The 20,260-nt window shown below is 70.2% G+C and carries 12 protein-coding genes; 6 read left to right on the top strand and 6 right to left on the bottom strand.

Annotated elements, in window-relative coordinates; genetic code table 11:
* Nucleotides 1–30: 30 nt before the first annotated feature.
* The 3 genes from J7I98_RS31165 to J7I98_RS31155 all read right to left on the bottom strand — a co-directional run bounded on the left by J7I98_RS31165 (nucleotide 31) and on the right by J7I98_RS31155 (nucleotide 4,000).
* Entirely contained in the window at nucleotides 31–1,455 is a 1,425-nt protein-coding gene (locus J7I98_RS31165) for an MFS transporter (protein ID WP_214928397.1), read from the bottom strand.
* Nucleotides 1,452–2,921 (bottom strand): 4-hydroxyphenylacetate 3-hydroxylase family protein, encoded by a 1,470-nt coding sequence (locus tag J7I98_RS31160; RefSeq protein ID WP_214928396.1) that lies wholly within the window; start codon nucleotides 2,919–2,921, stop codon nucleotides 1,452–1,454. The genes J7I98_RS31165 and J7I98_RS31160 overlap by 4 nt, the downstream gene beginning before the upstream one ends.
* 134 nt (nucleotides 2,922–3,055) lie before the next feature.
* Nucleotides 3,056–4,000 carry an AraC family transcriptional regulator gene (locus J7I98_RS31155; protein ID WP_374225192.1) on the bottom strand — a complete coding sequence of 315 codons (945 nt, stop codon included), beginning with the start codon at nucleotides 3,998–4,000 and terminating at the stop codon, nucleotides 3,056–3,058.
* Between the two features lie 127 nt (nucleotides 4,001–4,127).
* On the opposite strand from J7I98_RS31155, the gene J7I98_RS31150 reads away from it, so the two are divergent.
* The 5 genes from J7I98_RS31150 (at nucleotide 4,128) to glgB (ending at nucleotide 13,365) form a co-directional block, all read left to right on the top strand.
* A complete protein-coding gene (locus tag J7I98_RS31150; protein ID WP_214928394.1) occupies nucleotides 4,128–5,084 on the top strand; it encodes an SDR family oxidoreductase in 957 nt (318 codons plus the stop codon).
* Nucleotides 5,085–5,468: 384 nt separating this feature from the next.
* On the top strand, nucleotides 5,469–7,457 hold the full coding sequence (locus J7I98_RS31145) for an alpha-1,4-glucan--maltose-1-phosphate maltosyltransferase (protein ID WP_214928393.1): 1,989 nt from the start codon (nucleotides 5,469–5,471) through the stop codon (nucleotides 7,455–7,457).
* A complete protein-coding gene (gene treS / locus J7I98_RS31140) occupies nucleotides 7,454–9,175 on the top strand; it encodes a maltose alpha-D-glucosyltransferase (protein ID WP_214928392.1) in 1,722 nt (573 codons plus the stop codon). Before J7I98_RS31145 ends, treS begins: the two co-directional genes overlap by 4 nt.
* 200 nt (nucleotides 9,176–9,375) lie before the next feature.
* Nucleotides 9,376–10,794 carry a maltokinase gene (locus J7I98_RS31135; protein WP_214928391.1) on the top strand — a complete coding sequence of 473 codons (1,419 nt, stop codon included), beginning with the start codon at nucleotides 9,376–9,378 and terminating at the stop codon, nucleotides 10,792–10,794.
* Nucleotides 10,795–10,926: 132 nt separating this feature from the next.
* On the top strand, nucleotides 10,927–13,365 hold the full coding sequence (gene glgB / locus J7I98_RS31130) for a 1,4-alpha-glucan branching enzyme (protein ID WP_214928390.1): 2,439 nt from the start codon (nucleotides 10,927–10,929) through the stop codon (nucleotides 13,363–13,365).
* On the opposite strand, the gene J7I98_RS31125 is transcribed toward glgB, so the two are convergent.
* From J7I98_RS31125 to J7I98_RS31115, 3 genes are all read right to left on the bottom strand, one after another.
* Complete coding sequence (locus tag J7I98_RS31125; protein WP_214928389.1) at nucleotides 13,352–15,658, bottom strand: ATP-binding domain-containing protein; 2,307 nt, start codon at nucleotides 15,656–15,658, stop codon at nucleotides 13,352–13,354. The genes glgB and J7I98_RS31125 overlap by 14 nt on opposite strands.
* A gap of 158 nt (nucleotides 15,659–15,816) precedes the next feature.
* Nucleotides 15,817–16,692, bottom strand: coding sequence for an NAD(P)-dependent oxidoreductase (locus J7I98_RS31120; RefSeq protein WP_285438111.1), 876 nt, complete (start codon nucleotides 16,690–16,692; stop codon nucleotides 15,817–15,819).
* A 164-nt stretch (nucleotides 16,693–16,856) separates the two neighbouring features.
* Nucleotides 16,857–18,242 carry a cation:dicarboxylate symporter family transporter gene (locus J7I98_RS31115; RefSeq protein ID WP_214928387.1) on the bottom strand — a complete coding sequence of 462 codons (1,386 nt, stop codon included), beginning with the start codon at nucleotides 18,240–18,242 and terminating at the stop codon, nucleotides 16,857–16,859.
* 141 nt (nucleotides 18,243–18,383) lie between these two features.
* Here J7I98_RS31115 and J7I98_RS31110 point away from each other — a divergent pair, with 141 nt between their 5' ends.
* Complete coding sequence (locus tag J7I98_RS31110) at nucleotides 18,384–20,159, top strand: sensor histidine kinase (protein ID WP_214928386.1); 1,776 nt, start codon at nucleotides 18,384–18,386, stop codon at nucleotides 20,157–20,159.
* Nucleotides 20,160–20,260: the final 101 nt, after the last annotated feature.

Genomic DNA, 20,260 nt, shown 5'->3' with positions numbered 1-20,260 from the left:
AGCGGAGGCGATGTGCCGTCCGCCCCCGTCTCACTTCACGGCGTCTCCCACTCGCGCCGGTTCCGCGGGGAGTACCGCGGGGGCCGGGAGGCGCAGCCGGACACAGAGCAGGGCGGCAGCCCCTGCGAAGGCGGCGCCGACGAGCAGAGCGTCCCTGAAGCCCGCGGTGGCGGCCGTGACGGCGGCGCTTCCGGAGGCGTCGGTGACGGCGGTGGCAACGGCGACGAGGACGGCGAGGCCGAGCACCGAGCCGAACTGCTGGCTGGTGTTGATGAGTCCTGAGGCGAGCCCGGTCTCCTCGGGCGCCGCTTCGGCCGTGGCGGCCACATTGGTGGTGACCATGACCAGCGGCAGGGCGACGCCGAGCAGCAGGCTCGGGGCGAGGACGGTGGTGAAGAAGGTGCCTTCGGCGGCGAGCGCGAGGGCCAGCCAGAGCGTCCCGGCGAAGAGCAGTCCGAAGCCGAGCGTCATCGTGGACCGCAGTCCGATCCTGGCGATGATGCGCCCGCTCTGCGGCGCGGTGACGACGACGACCAGCGACAGCGGCAGCAGGCCGAGCCCGCCGATCAGCGGCGAGTAGCCGAGGACGCTCTGGAGGTACAGGCTGACCAGGAAGAACATCGGGAAGAGTGCCATCTGGGCGAGCGCGCTCAGCAGATTGGCGAGCCGCAGCGCGGGCCTGCGCAGCACGGCGGGCGGCACCAGCGGGCGTGCGATTTTCCCTTCGAGTACGGCGAAGGCGACGAGCAGTGCCAGTCCAGCGCCGCCCGCGGCGAGCGTGCGCGCACTGGTCCAGCCCGCCTCGCCCGCGCCGACCAGGGCGTAGGCGACGAGGCCGAGCCCACCGGTGGCGGTGAGCGCGCCGCCGAGGTCGAAGCCGCCCTCGGCGGCGCGCGTACCGCCGTCGAGGAGGCGCAGGGCGAGTACGCCGAGCAGCAGTCCGACGAGCACATTGAGCCAGAACGTGGAGCGCCAGCCGAGCAGGTCGGTGAGGACCCCGCCCATGACGGTGCCCAGTACGCCGCCGAGTCCGCCCATCGCGGCGAAGGCGCCGAGCGCCTTGTGCCGCCCGGGCCCGTCCGGGAAAAGGATGAGCAGCAGCGCGAACGCGGCCGCCGCGGCGAGCGCCGCGCCCACGCCCTGGACGGCGCGGGCGGCGATCAGCGCACCCGACGACTGGGCGAGCCCGCCGACGGCGGATGCCGCGGCGAGCAGGCCCAGACCGGCGGTGAACAGCCGCCGGTGGCCGAGGAGATCGGCGGTGCGCCCGCCGAGCAGCAGCAGCCCGCCGAAGGTGATGAGATAGGCGTTGGCCACCCAGGACAGTCCCGCCGAGCCCGAGCCGAGGTCCTCGCCGATCGACGGCAGCGCGACGTTGATGATCGCGGTGTCCATGATCAGCAGCAGCTGGGTGGAGGCGAGCAGCGCGAGCGCGGCCTTCGGAGAGCCCTTCACAGCGCCGAGCGCTCCCCGGACGTCCCGCCGCCCAGCGTGTAGCCGTCGAGACAGGCTTGCGCGAGGGACTCGCACGCGCCGGTGTCGCCCTCCCACGCCTGCTGCATCAGGTAGATGTGCGGGGCGCCGTGGTAGAAGCGCTCGTACTGCTCGTGGCGTCCGGCGAACTCCGAACCGAGCGCGTCCCAGGCCAGCTTGAGCAGCTTGATCCGGTCCTCGGCGGGGTGTCCGGGCGAGCGGATGTACTTCTTGACGAGCGGCCCGATCTCCGGGTGCAGCAGGTCCTCGGCGGAGGCGGGCAGCTGGATGACACCGCCGCCGGCGAGCATCTTGATCTCCTGCACGGCCTGCGGGTAGAGCTCGCCGGCCATGATGCGCTGCGCGAAGGAGATCTCCTTGCCGGGCTTCACGCCGTGCCCGCCCTCGACGCTCTCATACGACGCCTCAGCGGCCAGTACGAACGCCTTGGCCTGGGCGACCTTGCCCATCAGCCGACCGATCGCCTGGGTGACGGGCGGCAGCTTGTAGGTGTTGTTCGCCCTGGTCATCAGGATCGCGACGCCGGTGAGGAATTCCAGCTTGGTCCAGAAGCGGGTCGCGGCCTGGTGGACGAAGTTGACGTACGCCGGGGTCTGCCACCACATCGCGAAGCTCGCGTCGACATTGCGGTACGCGAGGACGTTCTCCCACGGTACGAAGACGTCCTCGCAGACCAGCAGGGCGTCGTTCTCGTCGAAGCGGGAGGACAGCGGGTTGTCGAAGACGCTGCGCGCCTGCGCCTCGTACGACGTGCGCGACAGGAATTTCAGGCCCGGGGTGTCGATCGGCACGGAGAAACACACGGCGTGCTCGATGTCCTGCGGGGCGAGCGGCTCGATGGTGCCGACGATGACCTCGTTGCCGAAGAGGGCGCCGGTGCCGATCATCTTGGCGCCGCGTACGACGATCCCGCCGTCCCGCTCCGCGACGACGCGGACCACCAGGTCGGCCTCCTCCTGCTCGGAGGCGGACTTGGTCCGGTCGATCTGCGGGTTGGTGATGGTGAACGTCGGGTACAGGTCGCCCTCGGCGAGCCGCCGATGGTAGGCGAGGGCGTTCGGGGCACCGTCGAAGCTGTCGGTGGTGAACGTCTGCGGCAGGGCGGCGAAGCCCGCCGCGCCGCCCGCCATGTAGTCGGGCGTACGGCCCAGGAAGCCGAAACTGGCTTCCGCCCACACCTTGTACGCCTTGCGCCTGGCGACCAGGTCCTCGTACGACTCGGGGACCGCGAACGCGCGGTGCACGCCCTGCGAGGTGAGCACCGGCGTGTGCTCGGAGTCGTGGGCGAGGTCGTAGAGGCGGGCTATGGACCCCGCGGTGTTGCGGAAGGCGGGGTGCTGGGTGACGTCCTTGATCCGCTCACCGTCGAGCCATATTTCTCGGCCGTCTCGCAGCGATTCCAGATAATCCTGACCGGACCTTGTCACCTTTTCTCCTCATGCGGAACGGCACTGCCGCTGCCGAGACTGTCGGCCCGCACCCACCTGCGGCAATGAACGACCGTCCAGCCGGACTTATGAACCAGCCACACAATCCGGCCAGCAACGCCGAGGTCACTGGTCTAGGCCGTACGGCCGGCGGCGAGCCGGTACTCGCCCGGCGTCGTACCGAACCACTTGCGGAAAGCGAGATGGAAGCCGACGGAACTCTGGTAGCCGACCCGCTGCGGCACCGCAGACTGGGCCACCGTCGTCTCCCCGAGCAGCCGCGCCGCCTCCTGCATCCGACGCCCGGTCAGATGCTTGGCGGGCGCGTCTCCGACGAGCTTGCGGAAGGCGGCCGTGAACGCGGACCTGGACATGCCGACCTCGCGGGCCAGCGATTCGATGGTCCACGGCTCGGCGAATCTGGTGGCGATGACGACCATGGCCCTGCTGATGCCCGCATGGCGCAGGACGGGCAACGCCGAGGGATTGTCGGCCAGTTCGCGCAGGAGCGGTCGCAGCGCGAGCACCAGCGCCATCTCGAAGGCGCGCAGCGTGATCAGCCGGTCGCCGGGCCCGACGGGCCGGTCGGGGGCGGCGAGCAGCTCCAGCGTGTCACGGAGCAGCGGCTCCGCGGCGACCTGCGGCCCGTCGAGCACCAGCGCTCTGGGCAGCGCTTTGTAGAGGCCGGTGGCGGCGCTCGCGTCGTAGTGCAGCCCGGCGCAGAGCAGCCTGCTCTCGGGCCCGGTCCCGTCGATCCTGATCTCGCCGGACGTGCCGGGCTGGCGCTCGGGGAGTACGGCCTTGAGCGGCACGCCCTGCCGGTCGGGCCGGTCGGAGAGCCGGTGCGCGGTGCCGGTAGGGAAGACGATGAGGTCCCCGGCGCTCAGTTCGACGGGGGTCTGGTCGTCGCCGCTGATCCAGCAGCCGCCCTCCACTATGTAGTGGAGTACGGCGCAACTCTGCTCGGCGTCGCCCTCGATGGCCCACGGCCCGCGGACATGCCAGCGACTGTCGAAGACTCCGGTGAGGCGGAGGGGCTTCAACAGCTCGCTGAGCAGATCGTCTCCTTCTCGTTCCATGGCGTCCATTGGACGATCCCTCAACCCCCGCCCCGGTTTGTTAATTGATCGGCCGAAGCCCCCGCCGCCAGCCTTGAAGGGCCTGTCACGGCAACAGCCACACCCTATCGAAGGGCTCTACAGACACATGTCCGATCACATGCCGATGCGCGTCGCGGTCGTGGGGGCGACCGGCTTCCAGGGCGGCGCGGTAGCCCGGCTGCTGGCCGAGCGGAACCACCGCGTCCGCACTTTGACCCGTAAGCACGAGACGGAGCGCCCCGACATGCCGGGCGTCTCCTTCGCCTCCGGCGACCTCGCGAAGGCGGCCGACGTACGACAGCTCTTCGAGGGCGCCACCCATGCCTCGGTGGTGATGCCGCTGGTGTACGACGCCGGGACGGTCAGGACGTACGCGCAGCACATCACGGACGCGGCGCGCGAGGCCGGGCTGAAGCGGCTCGTCTACAACGCCAACACGCGCATCCCCGAGGCCTCCACCAATGTGGCGGCCTTCGAGACCCGCCGGCTGGCCGAGACGGTGCTGCGGGAGGGGCTGCGCGAGAGCGGCGTGGAGCTGGTGGTCCTGCGGCCGCCGGTCTATCTGGACAACCTGTTCAGCCCGTGGAACGGCCCGGCGCTCACGAAGGAGGGCGTACTCGCCTACCCGCTGCCCGCCGACACCCGGACCGCGTGGCTCTCCCACCGCGATCTCGCCGAGGCGGTGTACGCGGCGCTCACCGCGGACGGCGTCGCGGGCCGCACGCTCGACATCGGCGGCTCGCAGAGCCTGACCGGCGACGAGCTCGCGGACGCGTTCGCCGAGGGCCTCGGCCGGGAGGTCCGCTACCTGGCACTGCCGCCGCACGTGTTCGAGGAGGGCCTGGCCCGGGCGATCGGCGCGGAGGCGGCGGCCGGTGTGGCGGGGATCTACCACTACATGGCGAGCGGCGCGGGCCCCGACCTGATGGCGGGCGACGGAGGCACGTCCGCCGAGGCGCTCGCGGTGAAGCCGGCACCGGTGGACGAGTGGGTGGCACGGCAGCCGTGGCAGATCTGGACGGACGACGCGGACGCGGAGGGCGCAGCGACCGACGCGTCGTAGGCCGCCCGCGGCGCTTTCCCCCCGGACGCCCTGAGAATCTCCCAACTCCACTGCCCGCCCGCGCAGTTGTGTAACGACCGCGTCCGCCGCCAGGCAAAAAAGAAACCGGCCCCGCCAAAAAGGCGGGGCCGGTTTCTTGCCATAACCATTACGCGCAAGTAGTTAACAAAGCACCGGATTGCCCACCCGTACACCAAGGGAAGGCTCCCCCGGTACGCACGCCCGCGCGCCCCAAAAGTCGGTCCACCCGAGTGAACGTGGACAGGAGCGGTCATGCCCGCAGCCCGCCATTCTCCAACGGAGCAGCTAAAAAGGACAGACCCTAAGAAAGCCCTCAAACGCGAACCGCGGTCGCCCGCGGTCGCACAGCCCCCAGGTGAGCCAATGATCGGTCGCATCCCCGTCCTGGACGTACGCCCCGCCGTCGACTGCGGCAGAAGGCCCGCCAAGGCGGTGGCCGGTGAAACCTTCGAAGTCACCGCCACCGTCTTCCGCGAAGGCCACGACGCTGTAGCCGCCAATGTCGTCCTGCGGGACCCCGCGGGCCGCGAGGGCCCCTGGACCCCGATGCGTGAACTCGCCCCGGGCACCGACCGGTGGGGCGCCAGTGTGACCCCGGTCGCCGAGGGGCGGTGGACGTACGCCGTGGAGGCCTGGAGCGACCCGGTCTCGACCTGGCGGCACACCGCCCGGATCAAGATCCCGGCGGGCCAGGACACCGAGCTCGTGCTGGCGGAGGGCGCCGAGCTGTACGAGCGCGCCGCGTCCGGAGTTCCGAAGCGCGACGGACGCGAGGCCGTCCTGGCCGCCGTCGACGCACTGCGCAACACCAAGAAGCCCCCCGCCGCCCGCCTCGCCGCGGCACTGTCCGCCGAGGCCGATGCCGCCCTGGCCCGCCACCCCTTGCGCGAACTGGTCACGTCGTCCGCTCCCTTGCCCCTGCTCGTCGAACGCGAGCGCGCGCTCTACGGGTCCTGGTACGAGTTCTTCCCCCGCTCCGAGGGCGCTCGCACGAAGAAGGACGGAACGCACGTCAGTGGCACGTTCCGCACGGCGGCCGAGCGACTGCCCGCCGTCGCCGCGATGGGCTTCGACGTCGTCTACCTGCCCCCCGTACACCCCATCGGCACCACGCACCGCAAGGGCGCCAACAACTCCCTCTCGGCGAGCGCTTCGGACGTGGGCGTCCCCTGGGCGATCGGCTCCCCGGCCGGCGGCCACGACGCGATCCACCCGGACCTCGGCACGTTCGACGACTTCGACGACTTCGTCGGACGCGCCCGTGACCTGCGCATGGAGGTCGCCCTGGACTTCGCGCTGCAGTGCTCGCCCGACCACCCGTGGGTCTCCGAGCACCCCGAGTGGTTCCACCACCGCGCGGACGGCACCATCGCGTACGCCGAGAACCCGCCGAAGAAGTACCAGGACATCTACCCTGTCGCGTTCGACGCCGACATGCCGGGACTGGTCCGCGAGACGCTCCGCGTACTGCGGCTGTGGATGAGCCACGGCGTACGGATCTTCAGGGTCGACAATCCGCACACCAAGCCGGTGGTCTTCTGGGAGAAGGTCATCGCGGACATCAACCGCACCGACCCCGACGTGATCTTCCTGGCCGAGGCTTTCACCCGCCCGGCGATGATGCACACCCTCGGCGCGATCGGCTTCCAGCAGTCGTACACGTACTTCACCTGGCGTAATACCAAGGAGGAAATCACGGAGTACCTCACGGAGCTCTCCGGCGACGCGGCTTCGTACATGCGTCCCAATTTCTTCGTGAATACCCCGGACATCCTGCACGCCTACCTCCAGCACGGCGGCCGCCCCGCCTTCGAGGTACGGGCGGCGCTCGCCGCCACGCTCGCGCCCTCGTGGGGCGTGTACGCGGGTTACGAGCTCTGCGAGAACACGCCGGTCCGGCCGGGCAGCGAGGAGTACGCCGACTCGGAGAAGTACCAACTGAGGCCCCGCGACTGGGAGTCGGCGGAGCGCGAGGGCCGCACCATCGCCCCGCTGATCACCACACTCAACCGTGTACGCCGCCGCAATCCCGCCCTCCAGCAGCTGCGCGATCTGCATTTCCATCACGCCGACAACGACGCCGTCATCGTGTACTCGAAGCGCTCGGGATCGAACATCGTTGTGGTGGTCGCCAACCTCGACCCTCACCACACCCAGGAGGCCACGGTCTCGTTGGACATGCCGGAACTCGGCCTCGACTGGCGCGATTCCTTCCCGGTGCGCGACGAGCTCACCGGCGAGACCTACCACTGGGGCAGGGCCAACTATGTGCGCCTCGAGCCGGGCCGTACGCCCGCGCACATCGTCGTCCTGCGACCGTCCCCGCCGATCGGAGGGTCACCCACATCATGATCGTCAATGAGCCCGTCCATGACACCTTCGCAGACACGCCCGCCAAGGACCGCGATCCCGAGTGGTTCAAGCGCGCCGTCTTCTACGAGGTGCTCGTACGCTCCTTCCAGGACAGCAACGGAGACGGCGTAGGCGACCTCAAGGGCATCACCGCCAAGCTGGACTATCTCCAGTGGCTCGGCGTCGACTGTCTCTGGCTGCCGCCGTTCTTCAAGTCCCCGCTGCGCGACGGCGGTTACGACGTGTCGGACTACACGTCGGTCCTTCCCGAGTTCGGCGATCTGGCCGACTTCGTCGAGTTCGTCGACGCCGCCCACCACCGCGGCATGCGCGTCATCATCGACTTCGTCATGAACCACACCAGCGACCAGCATCCGTGGTTCCAGGAGTCCCGGGCAGACCCCACCGGGCCCTACGGCGACTACTACGTCTGGGCGGACGACGACAAGCAGTTCCAGGACGCCCGGATCATCTTCGTCGACACCGAGACGTCCAACTGGACCTTCGACCCGGTCCGCAAGCAGTACTTCTGGCACCGCTTCTTCTCCCACCAGCCGGATCTCAATTACGAGAACCCGGCCGTCCAGGAGGAGATGATCTCGGCACTGCGCTTCTGGCTCGACCTCGGCATCGACGGCTTCCGCCTCGACGCCGTTCCCTACCTCTACCAGGAGGAGGGCACGAACTGCGAGAACCTGCCGCGCACCCACGAGTTCCTCAAGCGGGTGCGCACCGAGATCGACGCGTCGTACCCCGACACGGTGATCCTCGCCGAGGCCAACCAGTGGCCGGAGGACGTCGTCGACTACTTCGGCGAGTTCGAGGCGGGGGGCGACGAGTGCCACATGGCGTTCCACTTCCCCGTGATGCCGCGCATCTTCATGGCCGTACGCCGCGAATCGCGCTACCCGGTCTCGGAAGTCCTGGCCAAGACCCCGGCGATCCCGTCCAACTGTCAGTGGGGCATCTTCCTGCGCAACCACGACGAACTGACGCTCGAAATGGTCACGGACGAAGAGCGCGACTACATGTACGCGGAGTACGCCAAGGATCCGCGCATGCGCGCCAACATCGGCATCCGCCGGCGTCTGGCTCCGCTCCTCGACAACGACCGCAACCAGATCGAGCTGTTCACGGCCCTCCTCCTGTCCCTCCCGGGCTCGCCGATCCTGTACTACGGCGACGAAATCGGGATGGGCGACAACATCTGGCTGGGCGACCGGGACGCCGTACGGACGCCCATGCAGTGGACACCCGACCGCAACGCGGGCTTCTCGTCCTGCGACCCGGGGCGGCTCTTCCTCCCCACGATCATGGACCCGGTCTACGGCTACCAGGTGACCAATGTGGAGGCCGCGATGACCTCGCCGTCCTCCCTCCTGCACTGGACGCGGCGGATGATCGAGATCCGCAAGCAGAACCCGGCCTTCGGGCTCGGCTCGTACACCGAACTGCCGTCCACCAATCCGGCGGTGATCGCCTTCCTCCGCGAGTACAAGGACGACCTGGTCCTGTGCGTGCACAACTTCTCGCGGTTCCCTCAACCGACCGAACTCGATCTGCAGTCCTTCAACGGGCGGCATCCGGTGGAACTGATCGGCGGGGTGCGCTTCCCCGCCATCGGTGAGTGGCCCTACCTGCTCACTCTCGCGGGGCACGGCTTCTACTGGTTCCGGCTCCGCAAGGACGCAGCACCGTTGCCCGCCAAGCGCGTTTGACGCTCCCGTCCGGGGCGGGGCGTTTCCACTGCCCCGCCCTGGGCACTCTCCCCCTCATATCGGGTCCGTACGGACCATCCCGACCCGACACTCCCCGCGTCTGCAGCGGAGAGAACCCCACGCACCGCCCGGACAGCTACGGTCGCAATCCGGGACACTCTGCGCAAACTGTGGTGTGCCCGGGGAAAGGACGCGATGCCATGTCGGAGGCTGCATCCACCCGGAGTTCGGCCGCCCACCGCGCCACCCCTCCAGCCGCTCCCCCCACGCTGCTCCCCTCTCTCACACACCTGCTCCACGAATGGCTGCCCAGGCAACGGTGGTTCGCGGGGAAGGGGCGCTCGATCACCGGCTTCTCGCTGGTCTCCGCCACGGAGCTGCTGCCGGTCGGTTCGGCGTCCGCTCCGGGCCTGCTTCATCTGCTCGTACAAGTCCATCAATCCGCACCGTCCACACCACCGCCCGTGGCCGACTGCTACCAACTGCTCCTCGGCGTACGGGCCTCACTGCCGCCGCATCTGGCCCCGGCCCTGATCGGCCACGTACAGGAGGGACCCATCGCCAACCGCACCGTGTACGAGGCTCTGCAAGACCCGCGCCTTGCCGGGCTGCTCCTGGAACGCCTGCGCACGCCGGGCGTCCACGGCTCCCTCCACTTCCAACGCGACCGTGCCGTAACGATCCCGCCCGCCCTCACCCCACGACCGCTCGACGCCGAACAGTCCAACTCGTCCCTGATCTACGGCAATTCCTACATCCTGAAGATCTTCCGCCGCGTCTCGCCGGGCTCGAACCCCGACCTGGAACTGCCGCTCGCGCTGGCCCGCAAGGGCTGCGAGCGGGTGCCCGCGCCGGTCGCCTGGTACGAAGCGGCCACCCCCGCCTCCCGCGAAGAGACGTACACCCTCGGCGTACTCCAGCCCTTCCTGCACGGCTCCGAGGACGGCTGGCAACGCGCGCTGCGCGCCCTCGCCGTGGGCAACGACTTCACCACCGAGGCGCAGGCCCTGGGCCGCGCCACCGCCGAAGTCCACACCGCACTCGCCACGGCACTGCCGACCCTCATGCTGCGCAAGCAGCAGACGCAACTGCTGGCCGCCGCGATGACCGAGCGCCTCGAAGCGGCGGCCCAGGCAGTGCCGGCCCTGCTCCCGTACGCCCCCGCACTGCGCACCGCGTTCGACGCGGTGGCGACGCTCGGCCGGAAGGGCCGGACGTGGGCCGCCCAGCGCATCCACGGCGACCTGCACCTGGGGCAGACCCTGCGAGCCCCCGCCGGCGACTGGTCGGTCATCGACTTCGAGGGCGAACCGACACGCCCCCTGACGGAACGCCGCCGCCCCCAGCCACCCCTGCGCGACGTGGCGGGCATGCTGCGCTCCTTCGACTACGCGGCCCGCTCCCACGACCCCTGGGACGCCGCATGGGCCGTGCGCTGCCGCGACGCCTACTGCACGGGCTACGCGAAGGCATCGGGCGCCGACCCCCGCGAGGAGCCGGAGCTGCTGCGGGCGTACGAGACCGACAAGGCGATCTACGAGGTGCTGTACGAGGCAAGGCACCGCCCGGACTGGCTCCCGGTCCCCCTGGCAGCAATCCACCGCCTGGCAAGCACATGACCCGCCACAACCCACCGGGACGCGCTCCCCCCCCGGCGCGGCACCGACACCGGAGCCACCGCACCCCCGCCCACCGCACCACGCCCGAAGTCACCGCACCCCCGACCGGAACCTCCCAAGGAGGCCTCACCCGTGACCCCCCGTCCGCCGTCCCGCAAGTCTTCCGAAGCCCCGACCGAGGCGCAGGCCCCGCAGCCGCCCGCGCCCGCGAAGACCGCCAAAGCCGCCGGCACCGCCAAGACCGCGAAGGCCACCAAGAGCGCCACCAAGAGCGCCACCAAGACGGCCAAGACTGCCAAGGCCGCCAAACCGGCCAAAACGACGCAGGCCACGAAGAGCCCCACGGCCAAGGCGACAGCCCCCCGACGCCGCACCGGCGTATCCACCGCCGAGCCGCTCGACGCCGGGACGCGCGGCCGCCTGCTGGCCGGGGCTCATCACGACCCGCACAGCGTGCTGGGCGCCCACCCCGGCCCCGACGGCGTAACCTTCCGCGTCCTGCGCCCGTACGCGCAGGCCGTCACCGTGGTCACCGAGGGCACGGGCAGGGCCAAGGAGACCCGTCTCCAGCTGAACGACGACGGCGACGGGCTGTTCTCCGGCGTACTGCCGCTGCGCTCCGTCCCGGAGTACACGCTGCGCGTCACGTACGACGGCAGCGAGCAGGAGATGCGTGACCCGTACCGCTTCCTGCCCGCCATCGGCGAGGTCGACCTCTACCTCATCGGCGAGGGCCGCCATGAGGAGCTGTGGCGGGCGCTCGGCGCGGAGCCGATGACCCACGAGGGCGTCGACGGCACGCGCTTCACCGTATGGGCGCCGAACGCGCAGGGCGTCCGCCTGGCCGGGGACTTCAACTACTGGGACGGCGCGGGCCTCCCGATGCGCTCCCTGGGCGCGTCCGGCGTCTGGGAGCTGTTCGTCCCCGGCATCGGCGAAGGCACGCGGTACAAGTTCGAGATCACCCAGCCGGACGGCGGCCACACCCTGCGCGCCGACCCGATGGCCCGCCGCACCGAGGTGCCGCCCGACACGGCGTCGATCGTGACGGCCTCGCACCACGTGTGGCGCGACGAGGAGTGGATGGCGCACCGCGCCGACCACCCCGTCCACGAGGCACCGTTCTCGGTGTACGAAGTCCACCTCCCCTCGTGGCGCCCGGGCCTGACGTACCGTGAGCTGGCCGAGCAGCTGCCCTCGTACGTCGCCGACCTCGGCTTCACGCACGTGGAGCTGATGCCGGTCGCCGAGCACCCCTTCGGCGGCTCGTGGGGCTACCAGATCACCGGGTTCTACGCCCCGACGGCCCGCCTGGGCACGCCCGACGACTTCCGCCACCTGGTCGACGCGCTGCACCGGGCCGGCATCGGCGTGATCGTCGACTGGGTGCCCGCGCACTTCCCGAAGGACGACTGGGCACTGGCCCGCTTCGACGGCACACCGCTGTACGAGCACCCCGACCCGCGGCGTGCCGAGCACCCCGACTGGGGCACGCTCGAATTCGATTACGGCCGCACGGAGGTGCGTAACTTCCTGGTCGCCAATGCCACGTACTGGTGCGAGGAGTTCCACATCGACGGCCTGCGGGTGGATGCCGTCGCCTCGATGCTGTACCTGGACTACTCGCGCGAGGGCGGCGACTGGGCCCCGAACGAGTACGGCGGGCGGGAGAACTTCGACGCGGTCGGCTTCCTCCAGGAGATGAACGCCACCGTCTACCGCCGCTGCCCGGGAGTCGTGACGATCGCCGAGGAGTCGACGGCCTGGGAGGGCGTCACCCGCCCCACGGACCACGGCGGTCTCGGCTTCGGCCTGAAGTGGAACATGGGCTGGATGCACGACTCGCTGGTGTACGTCTCCAAGGAGCCGGTACACCGCAAGTACCACCACAACGAGATGACCTTCTCGATGGTGTACGCGTACAGCGAGAACTACGTCCTGCCCATCTCGCACGACGAGGTGGTGCACGGCAAGCAGGCGCTGGTGTCCAAGATGCCGGGCGACTGGTGGCAGCGGCGTGCCAACCACCGCGCGTATCTCGGCTTCATGTGGGCGCACCCCGGCAAGCAGCTCCTGTTCATGGGCCAGGAGTTCGCGCAGGGCGCCGAGTGGTCGGAGGCGCACGGCCCGGAGTGGTGGCTGCTGGACGACACGTACCACTCGGCGGGCGACCACCGGGGCGTGCGCGACCTGGTCCGCGACCTGAACCAGGTGTACGCCGCCACACCCGCGCTGTGGGAGCGGGACACCGTCCCGGAAGGCTTCGCGTGGGTGGACGGCGGCGCCGCCGAGGACAACGTCTTCTCGTTCATGCGCTTCGACGCGCAGGGCTCACCGCTGCTGGCCGTGTCCAACTTCTCGCCGGTCGTACGGCACGACTACCGGCTGGGCGTCATGGACGACATCCCGGCCTGGACGGAGATCCTGAACACGGACGCGGCCCGCTACGGCGGCAGCGACGTACACAACCCGGAGCCGCTCAAGCCCGAGTCGACCGGGGCGCACGGGCGTCCGGCCAGTGTGCAGCTGACGCTGCCGCCGCTGGCGACGGTATGGCTCAGGCCGGCGTGAGCCCCTCCTTCAGGTCCTGCCGGAACTCCTCCCGGAGGTTCCCCCGGAGGCACTCCGGCAGGACCCCCGTGTGAACGACGGCGAGGTGCTGTGTAGCCCGGGTCAGGGCCACGTACAGGTCGTTGGCACCACGTGGTGACCCGGCGAGGATCCGGCCGGGCTCGACGACGATCACGGTGTCGAACTCCAGGCCCTTCACCTGACGGGGGTCGAGGAGCACGACCGGCAGGGTGAGGTCGGGGGCGGTGCCGTGCGCGGCGCCGGGGAGGGCGGCGGCCAGCGCCCCGTGCAGCTCGCGCGGGGCGACGACGGCCAGCCGGCCCTCCTCCGGCGTCTCGTCCGCGACCGTTTCGGCGACGGTACGGGCGAGGGCGTCCGGCTCGGTGGCGCGCGCGTGGGGGCGTTCACCGGTGGAGCGGACGGAGCTCGGCGGCTCGAAGGAGGGGTCTTCGGTCCGCCGTACGCCGGCCGCGACCTCCATGATCTCGGCGGGGGTGCGGTAGTTGACCCCGAGGCGGGTGTGGTGCCAGCGGTCTTCGACGTACGGGCCGAGGATCTGCTGCCACGAGTCGCATCCCGCCGCGTCCCCGGTCTGGGCGGGGTCGCCGACCAGGGTCATCGAGCGCGTCGGGGAGCGGCGCATCAGCAGCCGCCAGGCCATCGCGGACAGCTCCTGCGCCTCGTCGACGACGATGTGGCCGAAGGCCCAGGTGCGGTCGGCGGCGGCGCGTTCGGCGGCGCTGCGGTGGTCGGCCTCTTCGTGGCGCTCGGCCATCCGCTCGGCGTCGACGATGTCGTGCGCGCCCAGGACCTCGGACGCGTCCTTGTCCACGTCCTCCTTGTCCTCGAACTCGTAGGTGCGGGAGGCGTACGCGACATCCAGCACGCCCTGGGCGTACGCGATGCGCTGCTGCCGCTCGGCCTCCTCGGCGGCCCGCGCGGCGGAGTCGTCCTCGCCGAGCAGTTCGGCGGCCTCGTCGAGGAGCGGTACGTCGGCGGGCGTCCACGGACCGCCGCCCCGCCGGATCAACTCGGCGTCGGCGTCGGGGAGATGAACGGGTTCGGCGAGGAACTCCTCGACCAGCTGCTGAGGAGTGAGCGGCGGCCACAGTGTGTCGATGGCCGCGTGCACGTCATCGCTGAGCGCGATGGCCTTGCCCAGCTGGGCGATGTCGTCGGGTCCGAGGAAGTTGGGGCCGCCGTACGGGTCGGCGCCGATCCGGTCGGCGAGCTGCTCGGTGAGCGCGTCGATGATCCGGAAGGCGAAGTGGGGGCGGGCGAGGTTGTGCGGCAGCAGGGTCTCGCGGGCGGCGGCCCGGGCGTCCTCCGCCATCGCCCGCTCCAGCCACAGCGTGCCGTCGTCGTGCTCGATCTCGATGCCCGGATGGGGCACGGTCTGGCGGTCCCGTACGAAGCGGGCCAGCGCGTCCGCCATCGCGGCCCGGCCCTTGACCTCGGCGGCTTCGGCGGTGTCGGTTCCGGTGGCGGTGACCCCCGGGAAGAGCTCGCCGACGGTCGAGAGCAGCACGCCGGTCTCGCCGAGCGAGGGCAGTACTTCGCCGATGTAGGCGAGGAAGGCCGGGTTGGGCCCGACGATCAGCACGCCGCGGCGGGCGAGCAGGTCGCGGTAGGCGTACAGCAGGTACGCCGCCCGGTGCAGCGCGACGACGGTCTTGCCGGTGCCGGGACCGCCCTCGACGACGAGGACGCCGTGGTGCGGGGCACGGATGATGCGGTCCTGCTCGGCCTGGATGGTCTGCACGATGTCGTGCATCCGCCCTGAGCGCGCCGCGTCCAGCGCGGCGAGCAGCACGGTGTCGGCGGCGGAGCCCTCGTGGCCGGTGCGGGTGGTGTCGGTGAGGTCGAGGATTTCGTCGTGCAGCGCGGTGACCGTGCGGCCCTCCGTGGAGATGTGCCGCCTGCGGCGCAGTCCCATCGGGGAATAGCCGGTCGCGAGATAGAAGGGGCGTGCGATCTCGGCCCGCCAGTCGACGACGAGAGGCGTACGGTCCGGGTCGTTCTGCCGGATTCCGATACGGCCCATGTGGTACTTGCGGCCGTCCTGGAAGTCGAGCCGGCCGAAGCACAGCCCGTTCTCTCCCGCATTGAATGCGGCGAGCAGTCCGGACTGCTCGGCCACCATCACATCGCGCTCCAGCTTCGCCTGGTGGCCCGTCCTCACCTGGGTCAACGCCGCCTGTGCGGTGGCCTCGGCCTCTTCTCGCAGGTCATCGAGGCGCGCGTAGAGACCGGTGATGAATTCCTGCTCTTTCTGAAATTCCTCGGTTGACAATTCAGCTCCCAACAAGCTACGCTGCGTTCACACGGCACCTCTGTGACCCAATTTACGTGAGGTCGCAGAAACGCTCAATATACGCAGAGAAAAACCCCGGGTGTCAATTCCCCGGGGTTTTCCTTTTGCCTGTGGAGCCGGGCGCGCGACCAGCCGGATCAGCCCTTGAGCGCCTCGATCGTGCTCGCCCAGTCGTCCGCGCCGTGCCCCTTGGCGATGGCACGGTCGGCGACGGCCTTGATCGCCTCCAGGTGTCCCGTGTCCAGGCCCCGGTCACGCGACATGTGCAGGAGGTGGTCGACGCTCGCGGTCATCATGGACAGGTTGGCCTGCTCGCCGTCGTAATTGCCCTCGTCGATCGCGGTCGCCATACCGGCCGCGATGGGTGGCAGGATCGAGGTGATGGCGTTCAGGTACGGAGCCAGGGCCGTGGCCGCCACCTTGTCCTCCCGCGCCAGGGCGAAGGCGTGCACCAGACCCGAGATGCTCGCGTAGAAGAAGTCGAGCATCGACAGGTCGTGGACGGCGGCAAGGGTGTGGTCCTCGCCGAGGTGGGCGGCCTGCCCGGCCAGTGCCTTCAGCGTGCTCTCGTACTTCTCGAAAGCCGGCCGCGAACCGGCGTAGAGGATCAGCGCCTCGGGCCCGCCGACGAGCGGGGTCGGCACCATCACCGCACCGTCCAGGTAGGCGATGCCGTGCTCGTCCGCCCAGGCCGCCGCTGCGCGGGCCCGCTCCGGGGAGTCCGAGGTGAGGTTGACCAGGACGCGGCCCGCGAGGGCTTCGGCCAGCGGGTCGAGCACGGCCTGCGAGGCGTCGTAGTCGACAACGCAGACAACGGTCAACTCGCTTGCGCGAACGGCCTCTTCGGCCGAGGCGGCGAGGACCGCGCCGCGCGCGACGAGGTCATCGCCCTTCCCCGTCGAGCGGTTCCAGACGGTGGTGGGGTGGCCGGCGTCCAGGAAGGCACCTGCGAGGGCGCGGCCCATGGCGCCGAGGCCGATGACGGTAACGGTAACAAGGTTGTCGGAAGTCATGACCACCATGCTTCGGCGTCACAACGAGCCCTACAAGTACCGACTTTAAAGTCGGATACGCACCAGAAGGTAAGCATCAAGGGCTGAAGGGCCCGGCCGTCGCCGGCCGAGCCCTTCCCCTCACATCGCACCGTCACATCGCGGCGTCACATCGCGCCGCGTGCTTACAGCTGCGCCGAGGCCTTTTCCACGCTCACCCCGTCCCGCTGCTCCGGGACGTCGCCGTGGGGCCGCGTCTCGTCCGGCGCCGCGACGTGGTCGTCGACCAGCGTCTTCTCGTCGAACGGGGCGCGTCCGGCCAGGACTTCGGCGACCCGGTCCTTGTCGATCTCCTTGGTCCACGTGCCGACCAGCACCGTCGCCACCGCGTTGCCCGCGAAGTTCGTCAGGGCGCGCGCCTCGCTCATGAAGCGGTCGATGCCGACGATCAGACCGACACCGTCGACCAGTTCCGGGCGGTGGGACTGGAGGCCGCCGGCGAGAGTGGCCAGGCCGGCGCCCGTGACGCCCGCCGCACCCTTCGAGGCGATGATCATGAAGATGAGGAGGGAGATCTGCTGGCTGATCGTGAGCGGGTTGCCCATCGCCTCCGCGACAAAGAGCGAGGCCATCGTCAGATAGATCGCCGTACCGTCGAGGTTGAAGGAGTAGCCCGTCGGGACGGTGATGCCGACGACCGGCTTGCTCACGCCCAGGTGCTCCATCTTCGCGATCAGCCGCGGCAGCGCCGACTCCGAGGACGACGTGGACAGGATCAGCAGGAATTCCCTGGCCAGGTACTTCAGCAGCAGGAAGAGGTTCACGCCCGCGACCAGGCGCAGGATCGTGCCGAGTACGACGAAGACGAACAGCGCGCACGTGATGTAGAAGCCGATCATGATGACCGCGAGCGACTTCAGGGCGTCGAGGCCCGTCTCGCCGACGACCGCCGCGATCGCGCCGAACGCGCCCACCGGGGCCACCCACATGATCATCGCGAGCACCCGGAAGACCAGCCGCTGGATGTGTCCGATGCCCCGGATGACGGGCTCGCCGACCGAGCCCATCGCCTGCAGCGCGAAGCCCACCAGCAGCGCGACCAGCAGCGTCTGGAGCACCTCGCCCTCGGTGAAGGCGGACACCAGGGTCGTCGGGATGATCCCGAGCAGGAAGTCGGCGGTCGACTCGCTCGCGCCCTCCGCCTGGGCCGCGCCCGCGCTGCGCGCCGATTCGGTGAGGTCGAGGCCCGCACCCGGCTCAAGGATGTTGCCGACGAGCAGGCCGATGGAGAGTGCCACGGTCGACATCACCAGGAAGTAGCCGAGCGCGAGCCCGCCCACCGCACCGACCTTGGCGGCCTTGCGGACCGAACCGACGCCCAGAACGATCGTGCAGAAGATAATGGGCGAAATCATCATCTTGATCAGATTGACGAACCCGGCGCCGATCGGCTTGAGCTCGACGGCCACGCCGGGGGCCGCGAAGCCCACGACGACACCGAGTACGACAGCGCCGATGACGGCGAGGTACAGATAATGGGTACGGTCCCGCCTTGCGGCTTTCTCTGCCACGGGGGTCCTCCTCCTATTGCTGCGACACCCATGTCCCGATGGGTCCCGGCGACTATCCACCAGCGCTGTGACCCCCGTCACCGTTGCGCGCATTTCGTTCACAGCTTTTCGGCCATGCAGACGGCCATGCACACTTGCGGCATGCGCATACCCCGTCCCCGCAGCCTGGCCGGCCAGCTCTTCGCCATGCAGGTCGTGCTGGTGGCGGTGATCGTCGCCGGGTGTGCGGCCTTCACATACGTCTCCGACCGGGCCCAGGCGGAGGAGACCGCGACCCGGCAGGCCACCGCCACCGCGACCGCCGTGGCGAAGTCCCCCGCGGTGATCGAGGCGGCCCGCTCGGACAATCCGACGGCGGCCCTCCAGCCGTACACGGAGGAACTCCGCAAGGAATCCGGCGTCAACTTCGTCGTGATCATGGCGCCGGACGGCACCCGCTGGACGCATCCGGAGGGGACCGAGATCGGCCGTATGTACCTGGGAACCATCGGCCCCGCCCTGAAGGGCAGGACCTACGGCGAGACGCACCTGGGGACACTGGGGCGCTCGGTGCGCGTGGTGACGCCGGTGCGCGACCCGGAGGACGGGGGGCGGATCACCGGGCTCGTCAGCGCGGGCATCACCATTGAGCGGATCAGCGCGCAGCTGCGGCAGCAGGTGGCGGCGCTGCTCGGAGTCGCGTCGGGCGCGCTCGCCCTCGGCGGCCTCGGTACGTACGTCATCAACGCCCGGCTGCGGCGTCACACCCACGGCATGAACGCCGCCGAGCTGAGCCACATGCACGACTACCACCAAGCCGCACTGCACGCCGTACGGGAAGGGCTGCTGATGCTCGACAGCCGGCAGCGCATCGCGCTGATCAATGACGGCGGGCGCGAGCTGCTCGGCCTCGGGGACGACGCGGTCGGCCGCCCGGTGGCCGAAATGAGCCTGCCCAAACCGCTCACGGCGGCGCTGCTCGCCGCCGAGCCGCGCGTCGACGAGGTGCATCTGACGGCGGACCGGGTGATCGTCGTCAACAGCCGTCCGGTCTCCACCGGGAAGCAGCGCGGTACGGTCGTGACCCTGCGCGATCACACCGAACTCCAGGCTCTGTCGGGCGAGTTGGACTCGGAGCGGGGCTTCACGCAGGCGCTGCGCTCGCAGGCCCACGAGGCGGCGAACCGCCTGCACACCGTCGTCTCGCTCATCGAGCTGGGTCGCTCGGACGAGGCGGTGGAGTTCGCCACGGCGGAGCTGGAGCTGGCCCAGGCGCTCACCGACCAGGTCGTCGACGCGGTCGGCGAACCGGTGCTCGCGGCGCTGCTGCTCGGCAAGGCGGCGCAGGCGAACGAGCGGGGCGTGGCGCTCGTACTGGACGAGGACAGCAGGATCGACGACGGCCTGCTGCCGCGCACGCTGCCCGCTCGCGACCTGGTCACGATCCTCGGCAACCTGATCGACAACGCGGTGGACGCGGCGCAGGGCAGCGACGGAGCGAGGGTCACGGTGACGGCCCGCACGGAGGACGACGAGCTGCTGGTGCGCGTCTCCGACACGGGGCCCGGCGTCGACCCCGAGTCGGCCGACGCGGTGTTCGCACGCGGCTGGTCGACGAAGAGCCCGGGCCGGGGGATCGGCCTGGCGCTGGTCCGGCAGGCGGTGCACCGGGGTCACGGCACGGTGGTCTTGGCGGAGGGCGGGGACGGGGGCGCGGAGTTCACGGTACGGCTGCCGTTGCGGGCGGGCGCGGGTGCGCATGCGGGTGCCAATGCGGGTCCGGGCGCCGATGCGGGTGCGGGTGCCGATGCGGGTGCGGGTGCCGATGGCGGCGCGGGCGCGGGCGCCGACGCAGGTGCGGGTGCGGGTGCGCATGCGGGCGCGGTTGCCGACGCGGGCGCGGACGCCAACGCGGGCGCGGCGGGGGTGCGGGCATGACGCGGCGTATCCGGCGGGCCTTTTCTTTCCCCACCCCGCCCCTTCCCGAACCAGGGCTCCGCCCCAGACCTCGCTGCTCAAACTCCCCCAAGGACTTCGTC

The organism is Streptomyces sp. ISL-98, from assembly GCF_018614055.1.
Lineage (GTDB): Bacteria > Actinomycetota > Actinomycetes > Streptomycetales > Streptomycetaceae > Streptomyces > Streptomyces spiramyceticus.
Note: the sequence above shows the minus strand (reverse complement) of the source record. Positions and strands in the feature narration are given on the sequence as shown.